We start from the raw sequence: 15,720 nt of genomic DNA on the forward strand, positions 1-15,720 counted from the left end.
GAAGGGTGAACAACAGCCGCCGGGCACCCACTGCGGGCGCCCGGCGGCTGTGCGTCGAGAAGCAGCGGGCACTCCCACCGACGCGCCGGGGGACGCTTTCGCCTTCCCGCGTCCACTCGATCGTCGTGCGGCGCCTGCGCGCCGGCCGGGTCGCGGCCGGCGGGCCGCCGGAGGAGGTCTTCACGCAGCGGCTGCTGTCGGAGGTGTACGAGCAGCCCGTCGAGGTGTTCCCGCATCCGCGGACGGGTGCGGTGCTGGTGCTTCCCCGCCGGCCGTCCGACCCGGCCCGGCGCTGACGGCCGTCCTCCAGGTCACGGTGTGGCCGCTGGTTCCGGTCCCGGCGCTCGCGCCGTTTCGCGCCCCGGTAGGGTTCGCCTCCGGGAAGGGGAAGGTGAGGGGAACCGGATGAGCAGGGATCTCGGCTCTCGTAGGCTCCGCAGGCTTGACAAGTGCGTGCTCGTGACCGCTTTGTCGGTGACGGCGAGCGGCTGTGTGGTGGTGCACGGTGAGCGCGAGGTGCTCCCGGCCACCACCCGCGCCGAAGCCGCCGAGGCACTCGAGGAGTTCACGGCCGCGTACAACGAGGCCGACAAGGCGTACGACAGTTCCCTGGACGCCGACCACACCACCGGTGCCCTCGCCGACATCGACGAGGCGCGGCTGAAGGCCGGGCGGGCCAACAGCCCGGAGGGCAACGCCTCGCACACGCCGCTGGAGCTGACGGACGCGAAGTTCACCATCCCGAAGAAGGCAGGCTGGCCGCGCTGGTTCCTCGCCGACGCGGCCGGCAACAAGGGCGGCGAGTCGCGCTGGCTGCTGGTGTTCACCCGGGACGGGCTGGACCGGACCTGGGAAGCGGCGTATCTGACGCTGGTCGCCCCGGACGACATACCGGAGTTCAAGACCGACAAGGACGGGTGGGCCGAGGCCGTACCCGCGAACTCGGCGGAACTGGCGGTGGAGCCGGGCGAGTTGAGCAAGGACTACGTCACGTATCTGAAGGGCGAAGGGGACTCCTTCGCCGACGGGCCGCACACCAGCGAGTGGCGGGCGCAGCGCGAGAAGAAGTCGTCGCGGCCGGGGCTGGCCACGCAGTACATCGACGAGCCGATGACGAACGGCGACTACGCGCCGCTGGCGCTGCGCACGAAGGACGGCGGGGCGCTGGTGTTCTTCACCACCCGCCACTTCGAGAAGCAGACCGCGGCGGCCGGGGCGTCGGTGCCGACGCCGAACAAGGACGTGCTGGCGCTGACGACCGGGGAGATACGGCAGTCGCTGACGATGGAGTTCGTCTCCAACGAGGTGGTGCTGGATCCGGCCGGCGACGGCGCGGTGGAGGTGCTGGGGCGGATCCAGGGGCTGACGTCGGCGAAGGGCGAGTAGCGGCGGCCCGCTGTCAGTGGCGCAGGGGCCAGGCCGTGGCCGCGTGGTCGGGCTGTTCGACGGCGTGGCGGGCGCAGGAGTCGGTGAGGACCTCCAGCAGGCTCAGCGGGTCCGGGAGCGGATGCTCGAGGCCGCGTACCCAGTGCACCGACCCGCCGTCGTCGCCGGGGAGACGGGCGGGCGGGACGAGGACGTAGGAGCCGCGGCAGTGCCAGCGCAGGCCGGGGTGCTCGTCCATGGTCTCCGGGTGGCAGTCCAGCTCGCACGGCCACCACTCGTCCTCGTCCTCGGGGGTGCCGCGGGTGAGGGTGAAGAACAGCATCCGGCCGTCGGTGCTCTCGGCGACGGGGCCGACCTCGACGCCGGCGTCGAGGAGGCGGGTGAGCGCCTCGCGGCCGGCGTCGAGGGGGACGTCGAGGACGTCGTGCACCATGCCGGTGGCGGTGATGAAGTTGGCCTGCGGCTGGTGGCGGGCCCAGCGCTCGATCTGGGCGCGGTCGGTGGTGGACTGCGTCTGCCAGGCGAACGACACCGGGTGCCGGGCGGGGGTGGGACAGCCCACGCGGTCGCAGGAGCAGCCGTATCCGGCGGCGGGGTGGGCGGCGGGCGCGAGCGGCAGTCCCGCTCCGGCGGCGGCGAACAGCAGGGCCTCACGGCCGCTCTCGTCGGCGGGGGCCTGCTTCGGGCGGCGTCCGCGCAGCCACTGGGAGAGCCTGCCCTGCCGTCCGTTCCGGCCACCGAACTCCGCGCTCATCTATCCCCTCGCCTCGCCGTCGTGCCCAACAGCATGCCCCATGGTCCCACGATCGTGCGCGCCGGGGGGTCGGAGCGCACAATCGGCGCAGGTGGGGCGAGGGGGCCCCGACGGGACGAGGGGTGGTGAAAGGTGCACGCGCGGCACGGGCGCGTGCACCTTTTCGGGTGCCATAGGGCGGCCTGCGGTGATTTGCGGACCTACCGTGGTCGTCATGGTCACAAGTGTCGCGTCGACGGGCCTGGCGGCCGTGGCTTCCGTGGTCGCGCTGACCCTCACGGGCCCTCCGGGGCCGCTGGAGTGGGGCGGCGGGCCGCTGACGGTGGACTCGCTGCCGCGCATCCCGTACGTCGCCCATCGGGGCGGGGCGCGCGAGGTGCCGGAGAACAGCATGTCGGGGCTGATGGCGGCGTTCCGGCGCGGTACGGCGCAGGTGCTGGACTTCGACACGCGGGTGCTGCGGGACGGCACGCCGGTGGTCTTCCACGACGCGACCCTGAACCGCACGACCTTCCTGGGCGGCGAGGTGCGCGGCCTCGACGCCGGGGAGTGGCGGGGCGTACGGCTGCGTCCGCGCGACCGGCTGCCGGGGAGCTGGCGCTCGGAGCGGCCGCCGACGGTCGCCGAGGTGCTGGACCGGTTCGGCGGGCGGATCGTGCTGATGCTGGAGGCGAAGGATCCGCGCGGTGTGGAGCGGTTGGCCGCGCTGATCCGTGCCCGCGGTCTGACCCGCTCGGTGTTCGTGAACACCAACGACCCCGAGGTCGCCCGCCGCGTCCACCGACTGGGGCTGCTGACCCAGCTGTGGCGCTCGGCCCGCCAGATGCGCACCGACCGGCCCGAACGGTGGCGCTCCTACGTCGATCTGCTCGACGTCGACGTCAAGGCGCGGGACGCCGATCTGCGGCGCGCGGTGCGCTCCGGCATCCCCCGGGTGTGGGCCCACACGGTCGTCACCCCGAGCCAGCGCGACCGCGCCCTGGCCCTGGGCTGCAACGGCATCATCACGGACGCGCCGGGGCGGCTGGCCCGGCATCCGGCGCGGGTGCCGGGGAGGGTGAGCGCGGCGCTGGGGCGGTGAGGGCACCGGCCGCCCGGTTCGGTTCGGTCAAGTCCGGTCCGGTCCGGTCAGCGGGGGGCGATGCCGTTGAGGGCGTAGTCGACGAGGGTGTCGGTGTACTCGTAGCTGATCGGGGCCGTGTACTGGAGCCAGCGCTGGGCGAGGGGGGAGACGAAGAGTTCCAGGGCGATGCGGGGGTCGACGTCGGGGCGGACGTCCCCGGCGTCCTGGGCGGAGCGCAGGCGGTCGACGTAGAGCTGGAGCTGGGGTTCCAGCAGTCTGGCGACGAACTCGCGGCCGAGTTCCTCGTTGACGACGCCCTCGGCGGCCAGGGCGCGGGAGGGGGCCTCGAAGGCGGGGTCGCGCAGTTCGTCGACCGTGGCGCGCAGGACGTGCTTGAGGTCGGCGGCGAGGTCACCCGTGTCCGGGAAGGTGTACGGGGCCTGGCCGGCGGCCTCCGCGGCCTGCTCGCCCATGTCGAGGAAGGCTTCGAGGAGTACGTCCGCCTTCGACGACCACCATCGGTAGATCGTCTGCTTGCCGACGCCTGCTCGGGAGGCGATGCCCTCGATGGTGGTCTTCGGGTAGCCGATCTCGGCGACCAGGGCGAGGGCGGCGTCGTAGATGGCCCGCCGGGAGCGCTCGCTGCGGCGGGTGGCGTCGGGGGCGGACTGGTTCGCGGACATGGGTCGAATTTACCAGTTGACAAGACGGTGCGTCTCGCCGGACAGTGGGGGTGTTCGAAGACGAGACGATACGTATCGTATTGATGAGAGGAGAGCGTCATGACCCGAGGTGGAGCCGGAAACATGCTGGGCGTCGGCGGCACCCGGCAGCACCTGGGCCGCAAGGCCCTGCGCGGGGGCGGACGCGGGGGCCGGATCGGGGGCGGGGTCGACCCCCGGGCCCAGAAGCGGGAACTGCTGCGCAAGCTGCAGGAGCAGCGGGAAGGAGGTGGCGGCGCGGCGCCGGATCAGCCGTCGGTGGGCGGCCAGGGGTCGCCCCAGTCGGTGTCACGGGCCGCCCGGTAGAGGTCGCCGTGGCGTTTGGTGACGGTGGTGCGGCGCAGGGCCGGGTCCTTCTCGCACAGGTCGAGGAGGACCTGGCCCTTGCGGATCTGCGGCTTGCGGACGACGCGGGCGGGGGCCGGGGTGACCGGGAGCCGGGTGGCGGCGACGTAGCTGAACTTCTCGTCCTCGTAGGCGAGGGAACCGCCCTTGATCTGGCGGTGCAGGGAGGAACGGCTGACCCGCGCGGAGAAGTGGCACCAGTCCGTGCCGGGGGCGATGGGGCAGGCGGCGCTGTGCGGGCAGGGGGCGGCGACGTGGAAGCCGGCGGAGATCAGGCGGTCGCGGGCCTCGATGACGCGGGCGTAGCCGTCGGGGGTGCCGGGTTCGACGATCACGACGGCCTGCGCGGCGTGGGCGGCGGCGTCGACGAGGGCGGCGCGGTCGGGGGCGGTGAGCTCGTTGAGGACGTAGGAGACGGTGACGAGATCGGTGCTCTCGATGGTGAGCGCTGTTCCGATACGAGAGCGGTGCCAGCGGGTGGCGTGCAGGGCGGGGTTGGCGGCGGCGAGTTCCCGGCCGAGGGCGAGGGCGGGCTCGGCCCAGTCGAGGACGGTCACGGGGCGCTCTCCGTCCCAGGTCGCGCTCACCGCCCAGGCCGCCGCGCCGGTGCCGCCGCCGACGTCCACATGGTCACCGGGCACCCACCCGGTTACGGCGTCCGCGAACGCCTCCAGCGCGGACCGCACCGCCTCGAACGTCGCGGGCATCCGGTAGGCGGCGTACGCGGCCACATCGGCCCGGTCCCGCAGAATCGGCGCCTCGGTCGGGGTCGCACCCCGGTAATTGGCGATCAGCCGCTCAACGGCCTGCGCGGCCTGCCGCGCCGGAATCCCGTCGAGCAGCCCGGCGAGGGCGGTGCGCAGGGTGTCGGCGGTGGGCAGGGAGGAGGCGGGGGCGTTCACCCGGAGATTCTACGGCGCCCGGCTCGAACCTCGGCCCGGCCGGTGGGGGGCGGGCGTCCCATGCCTGCGGCGCAGCGTTCGCTCCGGTGGGGGCTGGTGTAGCGCCTGCGGTCGGTGGGTGGGTCGGGGCCGGGTCGGGGGTGTCCGTCCTCGGACTGGCGCGACTGTGCTTCCTGGAGGGGGTGCGGGGTGCGGACGCGCCAGCCACTGCGGGCGGCCACCCCCGCCCCGTCCCCTTCCCGCCGCGGGCGGCTGCGGTGCGCCCACCGTGGCACGCGCTCCGGACCGTACGCGCCTGCGCCCCGCCCTCCGCGCGCAGTCGTGCCGCAGGGCGGCACGGGTGGGCGCAACCTCCCCCGCCCTCCGCGGGCAATCGTGCCGCAGGGCGGCACGGGTGGGCGCGACGGCACCCCGTAAGCGCCGGGCCGCGCAACCCCACCCCCGGCCCACACCCACGCGGGGCGCCCCGCGAGCACCGGCCCCGCACACGCCGACCCCCGCCCAAGAAGAGGGCCCCTCACATCCCCCGTACCGCCCGCGCCACCCGCGTCCCCGCCTCCGCCCTCGGCCCGCTGTCCGGCGGCACCGGACGCCGGGGGTGGACCGTGTTCGCCAGGAGGATCACGTACGTGTCCGTGACACGGTCGAGGACAAGGGACGTACCCGTGAAACCCGTATGGCCCGCGGCCCCCCGCCCCGCCAGTTCCCCCATGAACCACGGCTGGTCCAGGGCGAAGCCCAGGCCCGGCCGGGTGAACAGCAGGTCCACGTAGTCGGGACCGAGGATGCGGGCGGGACCGTACGAACCGCCCGCCAGCAGCGTGCGGCAGAAGACCGCCAGATCCCCGGCCGTGGAGAACAGCCCCGCGTGGCCCGCCACCCCACCCAGCGCCCACGCGTTCTCGTCGTGCACCTCGCCCCGCAGCATCCCCCGGTCCGCCTTGGCCCACGGCCGCCGCTGGTCCTCCGTCGCCGCCGCGGACGGGCACGGCCCGAAGCCGGTCGCGGTCATGCCCAGCGGCCGGGTGATGCCGTCACGCACGAGGACGTCGAGCGTGCGGCCGGTGACGCGTTCCAGGACGTGCTGGAGCAGCAGCATGTTGAGGTCGGAGTAGCAGTACGTGCCGGGCACCCCGGCGGGCCGCTCCGCGCGCAGCAGCGCCAGCCGTTCCGCGTCGTCGGCGCAGTCGTACAGCGGGAGTTCGGGGCGCAGTCCGGAGGTGTGGGTGAGCAACTGGCGGACGGTGATCCCGTGTCGCGCCGCCGCCGTGAAGTCCGGCAGGTACGCGCCCACGCGCGCGTCGATGCCCAGCGTGCGCCGCTCGATCTGCTGCACCGCCGCCACCGAGGTGAACAGTTTGGTCAGGGACGCCAGGTCGAAGGGGGTGTCCACGGTCATCGGGACGCGTTCGGCCGGCGGCAGTTCGACGGGGGTGTCCGTCTCCTCGTCGTACGCCGCGTAGCGCACCGCCCAGCCCGCCGCCTCCTCCACGGCGAGCACCGGGCCGCGCCCGACGACCACGACGGCGCCCGCCGCCCAGGGGCGCTCCCCGCTGGTCCGGGCGTGGATCTCCCGGACCAGGTGACGGAGTTCCGGTGCGTCGAGCCCGGCCCGTTCCGGTGTGCCGTGGCGCAGTCTGGGCGCGCTCAGATGCCCCCGCCCTTCGCGCCGGCCCACCCGCTGCGCGGACGGCACATTCCCAGGAAGCAGGCCAGCGCCACGAGGGCGGCGACGAGCTGGACGACGGCCATCGGGACGGCGGTGTCCTCCCCGGCGACCCCGACCAGCGGGGAGGCGATCGCGCCGATGAGGAAGGACGTCGTACCGAGCAGCGCCGACGCGGAGCCGGCGGCGTGCTTGGTGCGCATCAGGGCGAGTGTCTGCGTGTTCGGCAGGGCGATGCCCATCGCGGACATCAGCACGAACAGCGCGGCGGCCACGGGCACAAGCCCGACCTCGCCGAACGTGCCCAGCGACATCAGCAGCAGCGCGACCGCCGCGACGACCACGACGACGAGCCCCAGGCCGAGCACCTTGTCCAGCCGGGCCCGGCCGACCAGGATCTTGCCGTTGACCTGCCCCATGATCACCAGCCCGATCGAGTTGAGCCCGAACAGCAGGCTGAACGTCTGCGGGGAGGCGCCGTAGATCTCCTGGACGACGAACGGGGAGGCGGCGACGTACGCGAAGAGGGACGCGAAGGCGAAGCCGCCGGTGAGCATGTAGCCGGTGAACGCGCGGTCGGTGAGCAGCCGGCGCATCGAGCCGAGCGTCTCGCCGACGCCTCCGTCGTGCCGGTCGGCGGGGGCCAGGGTCTCCGGCAGCTTCGCCCAGACGACGGCCGTCAGCAGCGCCCCGACGACGGTCAGGACGACGAACACGCCCCGCCAGTCCGTCACCCGCAGGATCTGCCCGCCGATGAGCGGCGCCACGATCGGCGCGACCCCGGAGATCAGCATGAGGGTCGAGAAGAAGCGGGCCATGGCCACGCCGTCGTACAGGTCACGGGCGACCGCCCGCGCGATGACGATGCCGGCCGCGCCCGCGAGGCCCTGCGCCAGCCGGAAGGCGACGAGGAGTTCGACGGTCGGCGCGAAGGCGCACAGCGCGGTGGCGACGACGTAGACCGCGAGGCCGATGAGCAGCGGCCGGCGGCGGCCCCACCGGTCGCTCATCGGGCCGACCACGAGCTGCCCGAGCGCCATGCCGGCCAGGCAGGCGGTGAGCGTGAGCTGGACGGTGGCGGCGGGCGCGTGCAGGGACTGGGTGACCTCCGGCAGGGCCGGGAGGTACATGTCCATCGCCAGGGGTGGCGTGGCGGTCAGGCCGCCGAGTACGAGCGTGACCAGCAGGCTGGTGCGGCGGCCAGTGGTCGCGCGGAGCGCCGCCTCGGCCGCCGTCAGGTCCGGGACGGCGGCCCTCCGGGCCGGGTCCGGTGCCCTGTTCTGTGTCGATTCCGGTGTCGGACCTGCCGCCGGGTCCGCTGCCGGGTTCGCTGCCGAGCTCGATATGGACGCCCCACCCTCGGGCATGTGGCCCCTCCCTTTCCGTGCATCGGCTCCCTATGCTCTCAGCTCGTACGGAGTGCTCGGCGTCAACGGCGATGTCATGGGAGCGCTTCCATCGACATTCGTTCACGATGTGACGAACGACACGAGCAGGGCGGGACGCATGACAGAGCAGAAGGTGCGCTGGGGCATTCTGGCGACCGGGGGGATGGCCGCGACGTTCACGGCGGATCTCGTGGACATGCCGGACGCGGAGGTCGTGGCGGTGGCGTCACGGTCGGCGGAGCCGGCGAAGGCGTTCGCCGAGCGGTTCGGGATAGCGCGGGCGTACGGCGACTGGGAGTCGCTGGCGCACGACGAGGAGGTCGACGTCGTCTACGTCGCCACTCCGCACTCGGCGCACCGCGCGGCGGCCGGGCTGATGCTGGAGTCCGGGCGGAACGTGCTGTGCGAGAAGCCGTTCACGCTGAACGCGCGGGAGGCGGAGGAGCTGGTCGCGCTGGCGCGGGACGGCGGGCGCTTCCTGATGGAGGCCATGTGGATGTACTGCCACCCCATGGTGCGGCGGCTCAAGGCGCTGGTCGACGACGGCGCGATCGGTGAGGTGCGCCATGTGCAGGCGGACTTCGGCCTGGCGGGGCCGTTCCCGGCGTCGCACCGGCTGCGGGACCCGGCGCTGGGCGGGGGCGCGCTGCTGGACCTGGGGGTGTACCCGGTGTCGTTCACGCAGCTGCTGCTCGGGGAGCCGTCGGACATCACGGCGCGAGCGGTGCTCTCGGAAGAGAGCGTCGACCTCCAGACGGGGGCACTGCTCTCGTGGGAGAGCGGTGCTCTCGCTTCGGTGCACTGCTCCATCGTGGGCGGTACGGCCACCTCCGCATCGATCACCGGTTCGCAGGGCCGCATCGACATCCCGTACGGCTTCTTCTTCCCGGAACGCTTCGTGCTGCACCGGGACGGCCGTGACGCCGAGGAGTTCACGGCCGACCCGGCCGACGGCCCCCGCGCCAGCCTCAAGCACGAGGCCGCCGAGGTGATGCGGGCCCTGCGGGCCGGCGAGACCGAGTCGTCGCTGGTCCCGCTCGACGGCACCCTCGCCGTGATGCGGACGCTCGACACGATCCGGGACCGCGTCGGCGTCCGCTACCCCGGCGAGACCCGCTGAGCGACACCCCCGGCAGCCGGGGTCCGGGCAGGCCGCCCGGACCCCGGCTCCCTCCCCTACGCTCCGACCTCATGACTTCCAGGCAGCAGACGGACGGACGGACGAGGATCGCCGTGGTCACCGGGGCGGGCTCCGGCATCGGGCGCGCGGTGGCGGTGGAGTTGGCGCGCGGGGGGTGGTCGGTGGCGCTGGCGGGGCGCCGTGAGGAGACGCTGGAGGAGACGGCGGCGCTGGCGGCACGGGAGGCAGCCGGGAGCGGGCCGGGCGGCGAGCCGCTGGTCGTACGGACGGACGTGTCGCGCCCGCAGGACGTGAACGCCCTGTTCGCGGCCACCGTCGAACGCTTCGGCCGGGTGGACCTGCTGTTCAACAACGCGGGGACGTTCGGCCCCGGCGGGGTGCCGGTGGAGGAACTGCCGTACGAGGCCTGGCGGCACGTGGTGGACACCAACCTCAACGGGGCGTTCCTGTGCGCGCAGGCGGCGTACCGGCAGATGAAGGAGCAGGACCCGCAGGGCGGCCGGATCATCAACAACGGCTCGATCTCCGCGCACACGCCGCGCCCCCTCTCGGTCGCCTACACCGCGACCAAGCACGCGCTGACCGGCCTCACCAAGTCCCTCTCGCTGGACGGGCGGCCGTACCGGATCGCGGTGGGCCAGATCGACATCGGCAACGCGGCGACCGACATGACGGAGCGCATGGAGACCGGGGCGCTCCAGGCGAACGGGGAGACCGCCCCGGAACCGGTGATGGATGTCGCGGACGTGGCCCGTACGGTGCGGCACATGGCGGAGCTGCCGCTGGAGGCGAACGTGCAGTTCGCGACCGTACTGGCGACGACGATGCCGTACGTGGGCCGGGGTTGAGCCCTTCCGGCGAGCGGACCCCGCACAAACGGAATTCCAACGTCCGCACTATTGCGGCCAGTCGCGGACTTATGCTCAACACTCCTACACCAAAGCTTCACACTTGGAGCAGGTGGCTTCCGCAGGCCATGTCCAGGGGGGAGGCGGCAGCCGTTCCACGCCACCGGGTTGGGGGTGGACCCGCGCGGGACCGCGGGTACGCGCCGGTGGGTGGAACGGCTGCCGCGTGAACCGTCCGGCGGCCGTCGCTCGGCGCCGGTGCCTGTCAGTGCCGTGTGCCAGGCTCGGCCTCCATGAGCGACCACCCGACCCCGCCCCCTCCCCCGACCGCCGACCTGTGGGACTCCATCGACGGCCTGTGCGGCTGGCTGGACGCGAACCGTCCGGCCGACGGCCGGGAGGGTCTGCTGCTGCGGATCATCAAACTGTCCGAGGAGGTGGGTGAGGTCGCCGAGGCGGTGATCGGGGCGACCGGCCAGAACCCGCGCAAGGGCACCACGCACACCTGGGACGACGTCCAGTCGGAGCTGTGCGACGTCGCCGTCACGGCGCTGGTGGCCCTGCGCACCCTCACCCCCGACGCCCGCGAGGTCTTCACCGGCCATCTGGAGCGGGTCAGGCACCGCTCGCTGGGCGCCTGACGCCGGGTACCGGATGAATGTAGGGTGCACTTTCCCGCACCCGAAGGAGACGTCCCTTGCCCACCTCCACCGCGCCCCGGGGCAGCTACTTCGAGCGCATCGACGACCACCGCTACAAGCCGACGGCGCACGCGGGCGGGGCCTGGGACCCGGACGAGCAGCACTTCAGCCCGCTGGGCGGACTGGTCGCCCACGCCCTCGACCGCCACCGGGCCGCCGCCGGTGCGGACGACGGCCTGCTCCTCTCCCGGATCAGCTACGACATCCTCGGCCGCCTCGCCCTGGACGAGTGCGAGATACGGGTGGAGACCGTCCGCCCCGGCCGGACCATCGAGCTCCTCGAAGCGGTCGTACGCACAGCCGGCCGCCCGGTCGTCCGGGCCCGCGCCTGGTTCCTGGCCGGCCTCGACACCACCGCGGTCGCGGGCGGCCCGGACGACCGCCTCCCCGCCCCCGAGTCACTCGCCCCGTGGCCGATGTCCGACCTCTGGCCCGGTGGATACATCGCCGAGCTGGACGTCCGCCCGGTCGCACCGCCCCGGCCGGGCCGCACGACCGCCTGGGTCTCCACACCCCTGGACCTCGTCGCCGGCGAGTCCGCCGGACCGCTCGCCTCGTACCTCGCCCTCGTCGACACCGCCAACGGCATCGCCGTACGGCAGCCGCCCACCGAGTGGATGTTCCCCAACGTCGACCTGACCGTCCACCTCCACCGACAGCCGCGGGGCACCTGGACCGGCCTGGACACCACGGTCACCTTCGGCCCCTCCGGCCAGGGCCTCACCAGCACGGTCCTCCACGACGTGGACGGCCCGGTGGGCCGGGCCCAGCAGATCCTGACGGTGCGGCCGTCGCCGGGGGCGCCGACCCGCGACGGGTGACCGGTGCGGCGCGCGCCGCACCGGTCCGCTTCAGCGGGGAACGGCTAGCAGGCCCCGAGGTCCTCCCAGACGCCCCACTCCCCGGTGGTGCCGGGTTCCTCGCCCGTCACCCACCACTTGGCGCGCCAGGTGCGGCCGTCGTGGGAGACGGTGTCTCCGCCGGTGTAGACGTTCGCGGCGTTCCAGACCGGCGCGGCGCAGTCGCCCGGTTCGCCGCCTCCGTCGCCACCGCCGTCACCGCCGCCGTCGCCACTGCCACCGACGTTGACGTCGATGCAGGCGTAGAAGGCGTTGCCGGTGTCGGCCACGTTCCAGACGGCGAGGACCTTCTGACGGCCGGTGAAGCCGCCGAAGTCCACCTGGTGGGCGACGTCCGCGGGCGGCTGCGCGCCATTGCCGTCGAACTCGGCGATCTTCGTGTTGCCGATGAAGTACTGCCAGGTGTCGGTGGCGTGCCGGGCGGTGTGGTGCCAGTTGAAGGTGTGGCTCGTGCCGACCGGGGTGACGCGCCAGCCCTTGCTGTCGTCGTCGAGTTCGGCGAACTGGCTGTTGCCGCCACTGCAACTGCGCAGGCCCTTCGGGCCCTCGACGCTCTGCGGCTCGTACTGGATCTGCCCGCAGTCGACGACGCCCTCGGCGCACTGGTCCTGCCGGCTGCCGGGGTCGGTCACCCAGCCGTGGGCGTAGGCCGGGCCGGCCGGGAGGCTGACGGCGAGCAGGGGAGCGACCAGCGCTCCGACGGCGACCGCCACTCGTCTTTTCGTGCCCATGACATATTCCTTTCCTTCGGTGTACGTCGATGCCGCCCGTGAGGGCGGCACTGCCGACCGTGCCGTGGGCGCCGCCGCACGCGCCCCGCACCTTCGCCCGACCGACGGCCTGACCGGGGCTCGGGTGGATGGAATAGAGGTCTAGACCTCAGCGACTAGGTCTAGACCATACCGATGAACCGGGAACGGTCAAGGGTTCACACAAAGGGAATCGGCGGACAGGGCCGATCGGCTCAGCGCCCGCGCCGCACCACGCACTGCGACTTAGCGTGAGGATTTGTCACAGTATGCGTTCACCTCGGGAGGCGAAACATGCGGCACATACGCCGCCGCGGTCCGGCTCTGACCCTCATCAGCGGCTTGGCGGCCGGCTCGATGCTGTTGGCCACGAGTCAGGCAGCGGCCACGGAGGACCCGGCCCGGTCGCACCGGTCGTCGGCCGGGCACACGAAGGACCGGACGACACGTCACGAGACCCACACCGTGGCAAGCGGAAACACCCTGTGGGAGATCGCCGACGACCATTACGGCGACGGGATGAAATGGTGGGTCCTCTTCGGGGCCAACGCCAGGACGATCGAGAAGACCGCGCGGGACCACGGGCGCGACGGCAGCGACATCGGCCACTGGATCTTCCCCGAGACCGAGCTGGCCGTCCCGGACCCCGCCGCGATGAAGGCCGGCGAGAAGGCCGTCCGTGCGGCCCTGGAACGCGTTCTGGCCCAGCACCCGCAGCTGATCGGCGGTTCGCTCTGCCCCGGAGCGGAGGCACCCGAGGACATCGGTGACTGCTTCCTCGGGCTGCTCGACCAGGTACCCCTGCTGCTGGAGCACGTCGACTTCCCGGAGGAGGTCTCCAGCGGTGCGCTCCTCGAGCTTCTCGAGCCGCTCGTCACCTGCGTCATGGAGGAGGAGGACCCGGTCGCCTGTCTGACGGAGGCGGTCCCGGACCTGCCCGCCCAAGGCTGACGGACTTCACCGGGGCGCCTCCGACGGGGCGGACCCGGTGAAGGGAGTCGGTCCGCGGTAGCCGGACGTGGCGGAGCCCGGGAGTCGTATCCAGCTCCCGGGCCCCTGGGGATGCCACCCAATTGCGCACGCCGGCGGCGTTTAAGAGGACGGATCAGTCATCATGCCGTCGTGTTCTTCCTTTGAACTACCGCGCCAGGCAAGAGGCGCAGGCGAGAGTCGAACTCGCATCCGACGGCGTTCGTCCGTCCCCGGTCGATCCGGCGATCGGCGGCGATGCTGAGACTGGAGCGAGAGTCTGAGATTGACCGCGGCTGCCTCTGCCATGTTGGGCCACCCCGGCCCGGTGTCGGGCTGTTGTGCCGGGGGAAGGACTCGAACCTTCACTGTCACCGCTTCTTCAGGCTGAACTTCAGTGTCAGCTTGCGCTCATCACGCGGACCGGTCCTCATTTCCGGCCCGCGTCGGTAGCGCACCCCCGCGCTCGCACGCGGGGGCGATCGTGGTGGCCACCTCGCCCGGCGTCAGCCGAACAGGTAGCCGAACACCGCGTCGCCGACCCGCCGGTCGGTGACCTCGGCGCCGTTGGCCTCCTCGCGGGCGAACTTCACGGCCTGCTGGAGCTTCTCGACCCGCTCCACCAGCTCGTTCACCCGCCGCGCGGGGAGCGCTCCGGAGAACTTCACGGTGGTCCAGTACCCGATGGGCACGTCCTCGTAGTACACCTCGACCTGCGCCGGGTGCTTCTCGGTCGCCTCCGCCTTGACGTGGTTGCGGGGCACCTTCTTCGTACGGATGGTCCGCACCGGGTCCGTCTTCCACCAGTCCGTGGACGGGTCGTGGGACCAGGACTCGGCGGCGTCGAGGGTGGGCAGCTTCTTGACGAAGGTGTGCAGGTCGGTGAGCTGCTTCTCCAGGAAGAGCAGGTAGCTGACCGGGACATCGGCGACGATCGTCCGCCCGTCGACGGTGACGTCCGCGCGGGCCGCGCAGTTCGCCCAGTCCTTCGTCGCGGTCACGTCGAACAACCGCGTCAGCGAGGCGGCCATCTCCCGCAGCACGTCCTCGCCCTGCACCTGCACCCGGGTCGACTCGGGCGGCAACTGCTCGCCCTCCTCGTCCTTCGGCTGGTACGTACGCGAGATACCGGCCAGCAGCGCCGGCTTCTGCACCTTGTGGTGCGCCGCGGTGATGTCCTGGAGCGACTTGCTCTTGACACCCTTCTCGACCGCGATGATCTGGTTCAACTTCGCCATGACGGGCCCCCCTTCGAACAGGCAGGAACGTATCCCACCGGCTCGAACGCCCGCACTCCCTTTTATCGCCGCGCCCGGCCGCACCGGACATGCCCGTGCTCTGGGGCTCGCCTCGAAGCCACAGGGCACACCTCTCCTACCGGCGGGCGCGTGCACCGGGTACGGCAGGTCACTGGCAGTCGTCGGGCCACAACCGGAACGCCGTGTGTCCGGTCAGGGGGCGGACCATGCGGAAGTGACGGCGGTCCAGGGTGAGGATCGCGTCCGTGTGGTACTCGGCCGCCATCACCACGTTCATCGTGTCCGTGAGACCGATCTGCGGATACCTGCGCATGGTGACCAGTGCCGCCGACAGGTGCGGTTCGATCTCCGGGACCGCGTACCTGCGCACGGCTGCACGGTCCCGGACGTGGCCCAGCGCCGCGTGCGCGGCCTGGGGCCCGACCCGTGTGCTGAGGAGGTAGTCGAGCTCGGCGAGGACCAGAGGGCTCACCACCAGGTGGGAGGCGTCCGCGACGGCCTTACGGCAGGCCGCGTGCTCGGGAGCGTCCGCGTCGAACAGGGAGAACAGGCCCGAGGTGCCGGCGATCAGCACGGTCATACGCCGAACCCCTCCAGGTAGGAGCCGCGCCCCTCGGACCAGTCGATCCTGGAGCCGCTGCGGAACACGGGGATGTCGTCGTCGTCACCCATCGGGTCCGTGGGGTGATCGGGTACGGGATCCTCCGCGACCGGCGACAGTATGGCGACCAGCCGCCCGTTCTTGGTCACCGTGATCCGCTCGCCGCGCTCGGCCGCGGCAAGGATCCTCGAGGCGTTCTGGTTGAAGTCACGCGCGGTCGTCTCCATGTACTACACGGTACTACCGGCTGCGGGCAGACACCGGGAAGCGCGCGCTCCGCCCAGACCGCCCTGCCGGGACCGTCCGGCCGCGGGTGCCAGTCCCAGCGGGTGGCGAGCGCTGTGACGAGGAGGAGGCCCCGGCCCG

General features: G+C 72.5%; 18 protein-coding genes and 1 pseudogene. 10 read left to right on the plus strand and 9 right to left on the minus strand.

Annotated features, from left to right (window positions below):
• Nucleotides 1-125 precede the first annotated feature (125 nt).
• The 3 genes and pseudogenes from AMK33_RS42515 to AMK33_RS27700 all read left to right on the plus strand — a co-directional run bounded on the left by AMK33_RS42515 (nt 126) and on the right by AMK33_RS27700 (nt 1,386).
• On the plus strand, nt 126-296 hold the full coding sequence (locus AMK33_RS42515) for a hypothetical protein (protein ID WP_158075143.1): 171 nt from the start codon (nt 126-128) through the stop codon (nt 294-296).
• 5 nt (nt 297-301) lie between these two features.
• Nucleotides 302-431, plus strand: a pseudogene (locus AMK33_RS44110) (iron transporter); the annotation flags it as partial.
• Complete coding sequence (locus AMK33_RS27700; protein ID WP_073935697.1) at nt 406-1,386, plus strand: hypothetical protein; 981 nt, start codon at nt 406-408, stop codon at nt 1,384-1,386. The pseudogene AMK33_RS44110 and the gene AMK33_RS27700, both read left to right, overlap by 26 nt.
• A gap of 13 nt (nt 1,387-1,399) precedes the next feature.
• Here the strand turns inward: AMK33_RS27700 and AMK33_RS27705 are convergent, their stop codons facing one another.
• The gene (locus tag AMK33_RS27705) at nt 1,400-2,140 is read right to left on the minus strand and encodes a bifunctional DNA primase/polymerase (protein ID WP_073935698.1); all 741 of its coding nucleotides are present in this window, start codon (nt 2,138-2,140) and stop codon (nt 1,400-1,402) included.
• A gap of 214 nt (nt 2,141-2,354) precedes the next feature.
• On the opposite strand from AMK33_RS27705, the gene AMK33_RS27710 reads away from it, so the two are divergent.
• The gene (locus AMK33_RS27710; protein WP_073935797.1) at nt 2,355-3,221 is read left to right on the plus strand and encodes a glycerophosphodiester phosphodiesterase; all 867 of its coding nucleotides are present in this window, start codon (nt 2,355-2,357) and stop codon (nt 3,219-3,221) included.
• Nucleotides 3,222-3,268: 47 nt separating this feature from the next.
• Here AMK33_RS27710 and AMK33_RS27715 read toward each other — a convergent pair whose 3' ends face one another.
• Nucleotides 3,269-3,886 carry a TetR/AcrR family transcriptional regulator gene (locus tag AMK33_RS27715; RefSeq protein WP_073935699.1) on the minus strand — a complete coding sequence of 206 codons (618 nt, stop codon included), beginning with the start codon at nt 3,884-3,886 and terminating at the stop codon, nt 3,269-3,271.
• A gap of 99 nt (nt 3,887-3,985) precedes the next feature.
• On the opposite strand from AMK33_RS27715, the gene AMK33_RS27720 reads away from it, so the two are divergent.
• Nucleotides 3,986-4,231 carry a DUF6243 family protein gene (locus tag AMK33_RS27720; protein WP_073935700.1) on the plus strand — a complete coding sequence of 82 codons (246 nt, stop codon included), beginning with the start codon at nt 3,986-3,988 and terminating at the stop codon, nt 4,229-4,231.
• On the opposite strand, the gene AMK33_RS27725 is transcribed toward AMK33_RS27720, so the two are convergent.
• The 3 genes from AMK33_RS27725 to AMK33_RS27735 form a co-directional block, all read right to left on the minus strand.
• Complete coding sequence (locus tag AMK33_RS27725) at nt 4,174-5,172, minus strand: small ribosomal subunit Rsm22 family protein (protein ID WP_073935701.1); 999 nt, start codon at nt 5,170-5,172, stop codon at nt 4,174-4,176. The two genes, AMK33_RS27720 and AMK33_RS27725, sit on opposite strands and share 58 nt — an antisense overlap.
• A 517-nt stretch (nt 5,173-5,689) precedes the next feature.
• Nucleotides 5,690-6,868, minus strand: coding sequence for a serine hydrolase domain-containing protein (locus tag AMK33_RS27730; RefSeq protein WP_073935702.1), 1,179 nt, complete (start codon nt 6,866-6,868; stop codon nt 5,690-5,692).
• Complete coding sequence (locus AMK33_RS27735; protein ID WP_079194991.1) at nt 6,820-8,205, minus strand: multidrug effflux MFS transporter; 1,386 nt, start codon at nt 8,203-8,205, stop codon at nt 6,820-6,822. The genes AMK33_RS27730 and AMK33_RS27735 overlap by 49 nt, the downstream gene beginning before the upstream one ends.
• Nucleotides 8,206-8,344: 139 nt before the next feature.
• On the opposite strand from AMK33_RS27735, the gene AMK33_RS27740 reads away from it, so the two are divergent.
• The 4 genes from AMK33_RS27740 (at nt 8,345) to AMK33_RS27755 (ending at nt 11,737) form a co-directional block, all read left to right on the plus strand.
• Complete coding sequence (locus AMK33_RS27740; RefSeq protein ID WP_073935703.1) at nt 8,345-9,346, plus strand: Gfo/Idh/MocA family protein; 1,002 nt, start codon at nt 8,345-8,347, stop codon at nt 9,344-9,346.
• Nucleotides 9,347-9,417: 71 nt separating this feature from the next.
• On the plus strand, nt 9,418-10,215 hold the full coding sequence (locus tag AMK33_RS27745) for an SDR family oxidoreductase (RefSeq protein ID WP_073935704.1): 798 nt from the start codon (nt 9,418-9,420) through the stop codon (nt 10,213-10,215).
• Between the two features lie 293 nt (nt 10,216-10,508).
• Complete coding sequence (locus AMK33_RS27750) at nt 10,509-10,856, plus strand: MazG-like family protein (RefSeq protein WP_073935705.1); 348 nt, start codon at nt 10,509-10,511, stop codon at nt 10,854-10,856.
• A gap of 56 nt (nt 10,857-10,912) precedes the next feature.
• Nucleotides 10,913-11,737: a thioesterase family protein gene (locus AMK33_RS27755; protein WP_073935706.1), complete on the plus strand. Its 825-nt coding sequence runs from the start codon at nt 10,913-10,915 to the stop codon at nt 11,735-11,737.
• 44 nt (nt 11,738-11,781) lie between these two features.
• Here AMK33_RS27755 and AMK33_RS27760 read toward each other — a convergent pair whose 3' ends face one another.
• Nucleotides 11,782-12,507 carry a lytic polysaccharide monooxygenase gene (locus AMK33_RS27760; RefSeq protein WP_073935707.1) on the minus strand — a complete coding sequence of 242 codons (726 nt, stop codon included), beginning with the start codon at nt 12,505-12,507 and terminating at the stop codon, nt 11,782-11,784.
• A gap of 483 nt (nt 12,508-12,990) precedes the next feature.
• Here AMK33_RS27760 and AMK33_RS27765 point away from each other — a divergent pair, with 483 nt between their 5' ends.
• A complete protein-coding gene (locus AMK33_RS27765; protein ID WP_143203867.1) occupies nt 12,991-13,476 on the plus strand; it encodes a LysM peptidoglycan-binding domain-containing protein in 486 nt (161 codons plus the stop codon).
• Nucleotides 13,477-14,000: 524 nt separating this feature from the next.
• On the opposite strand, the gene AMK33_RS27770 is transcribed toward AMK33_RS27765, so the two are convergent.
• The 3 genes from AMK33_RS27770 to AMK33_RS27780 form a co-directional block, all read right to left on the minus strand.
• A complete protein-coding gene (locus AMK33_RS27770; RefSeq protein WP_073935709.1) occupies nt 14,001-14,732 on the minus strand; it encodes a DUF7873 family protein in 732 nt (243 codons plus the stop codon).
• A 169-nt stretch (nt 14,733-14,901) separates the two neighbouring features.
• On the minus strand, nt 14,902-15,333 hold the full coding sequence (locus AMK33_RS27775; RefSeq protein ID WP_073935710.1) for a PIN domain-containing protein: 432 nt from the start codon (nt 15,331-15,333) through the stop codon (nt 14,902-14,904).
• On the minus strand, nt 15,330-15,581 hold the full coding sequence (locus tag AMK33_RS27780; RefSeq protein ID WP_073935711.1) for a type II toxin-antitoxin system Phd/YefM family antitoxin: 252 nt from the start codon (nt 15,579-15,581) through the stop codon (nt 15,330-15,332). The genes AMK33_RS27775 and AMK33_RS27780 overlap by 4 nt, the downstream gene beginning before the upstream one ends.
• Between the last annotated feature and the right edge of the window lie 139 nt (nt 15,582-15,720).

This window comes from Streptomyces sp. CB02400 (genome assembly GCF_001905725.1).
GTDB classification, from domain to species: Bacteria; Actinomycetota; Actinomycetes; order Streptomycetales; family Streptomycetaceae; genus Streptomyces; species Streptomyces atrovirens.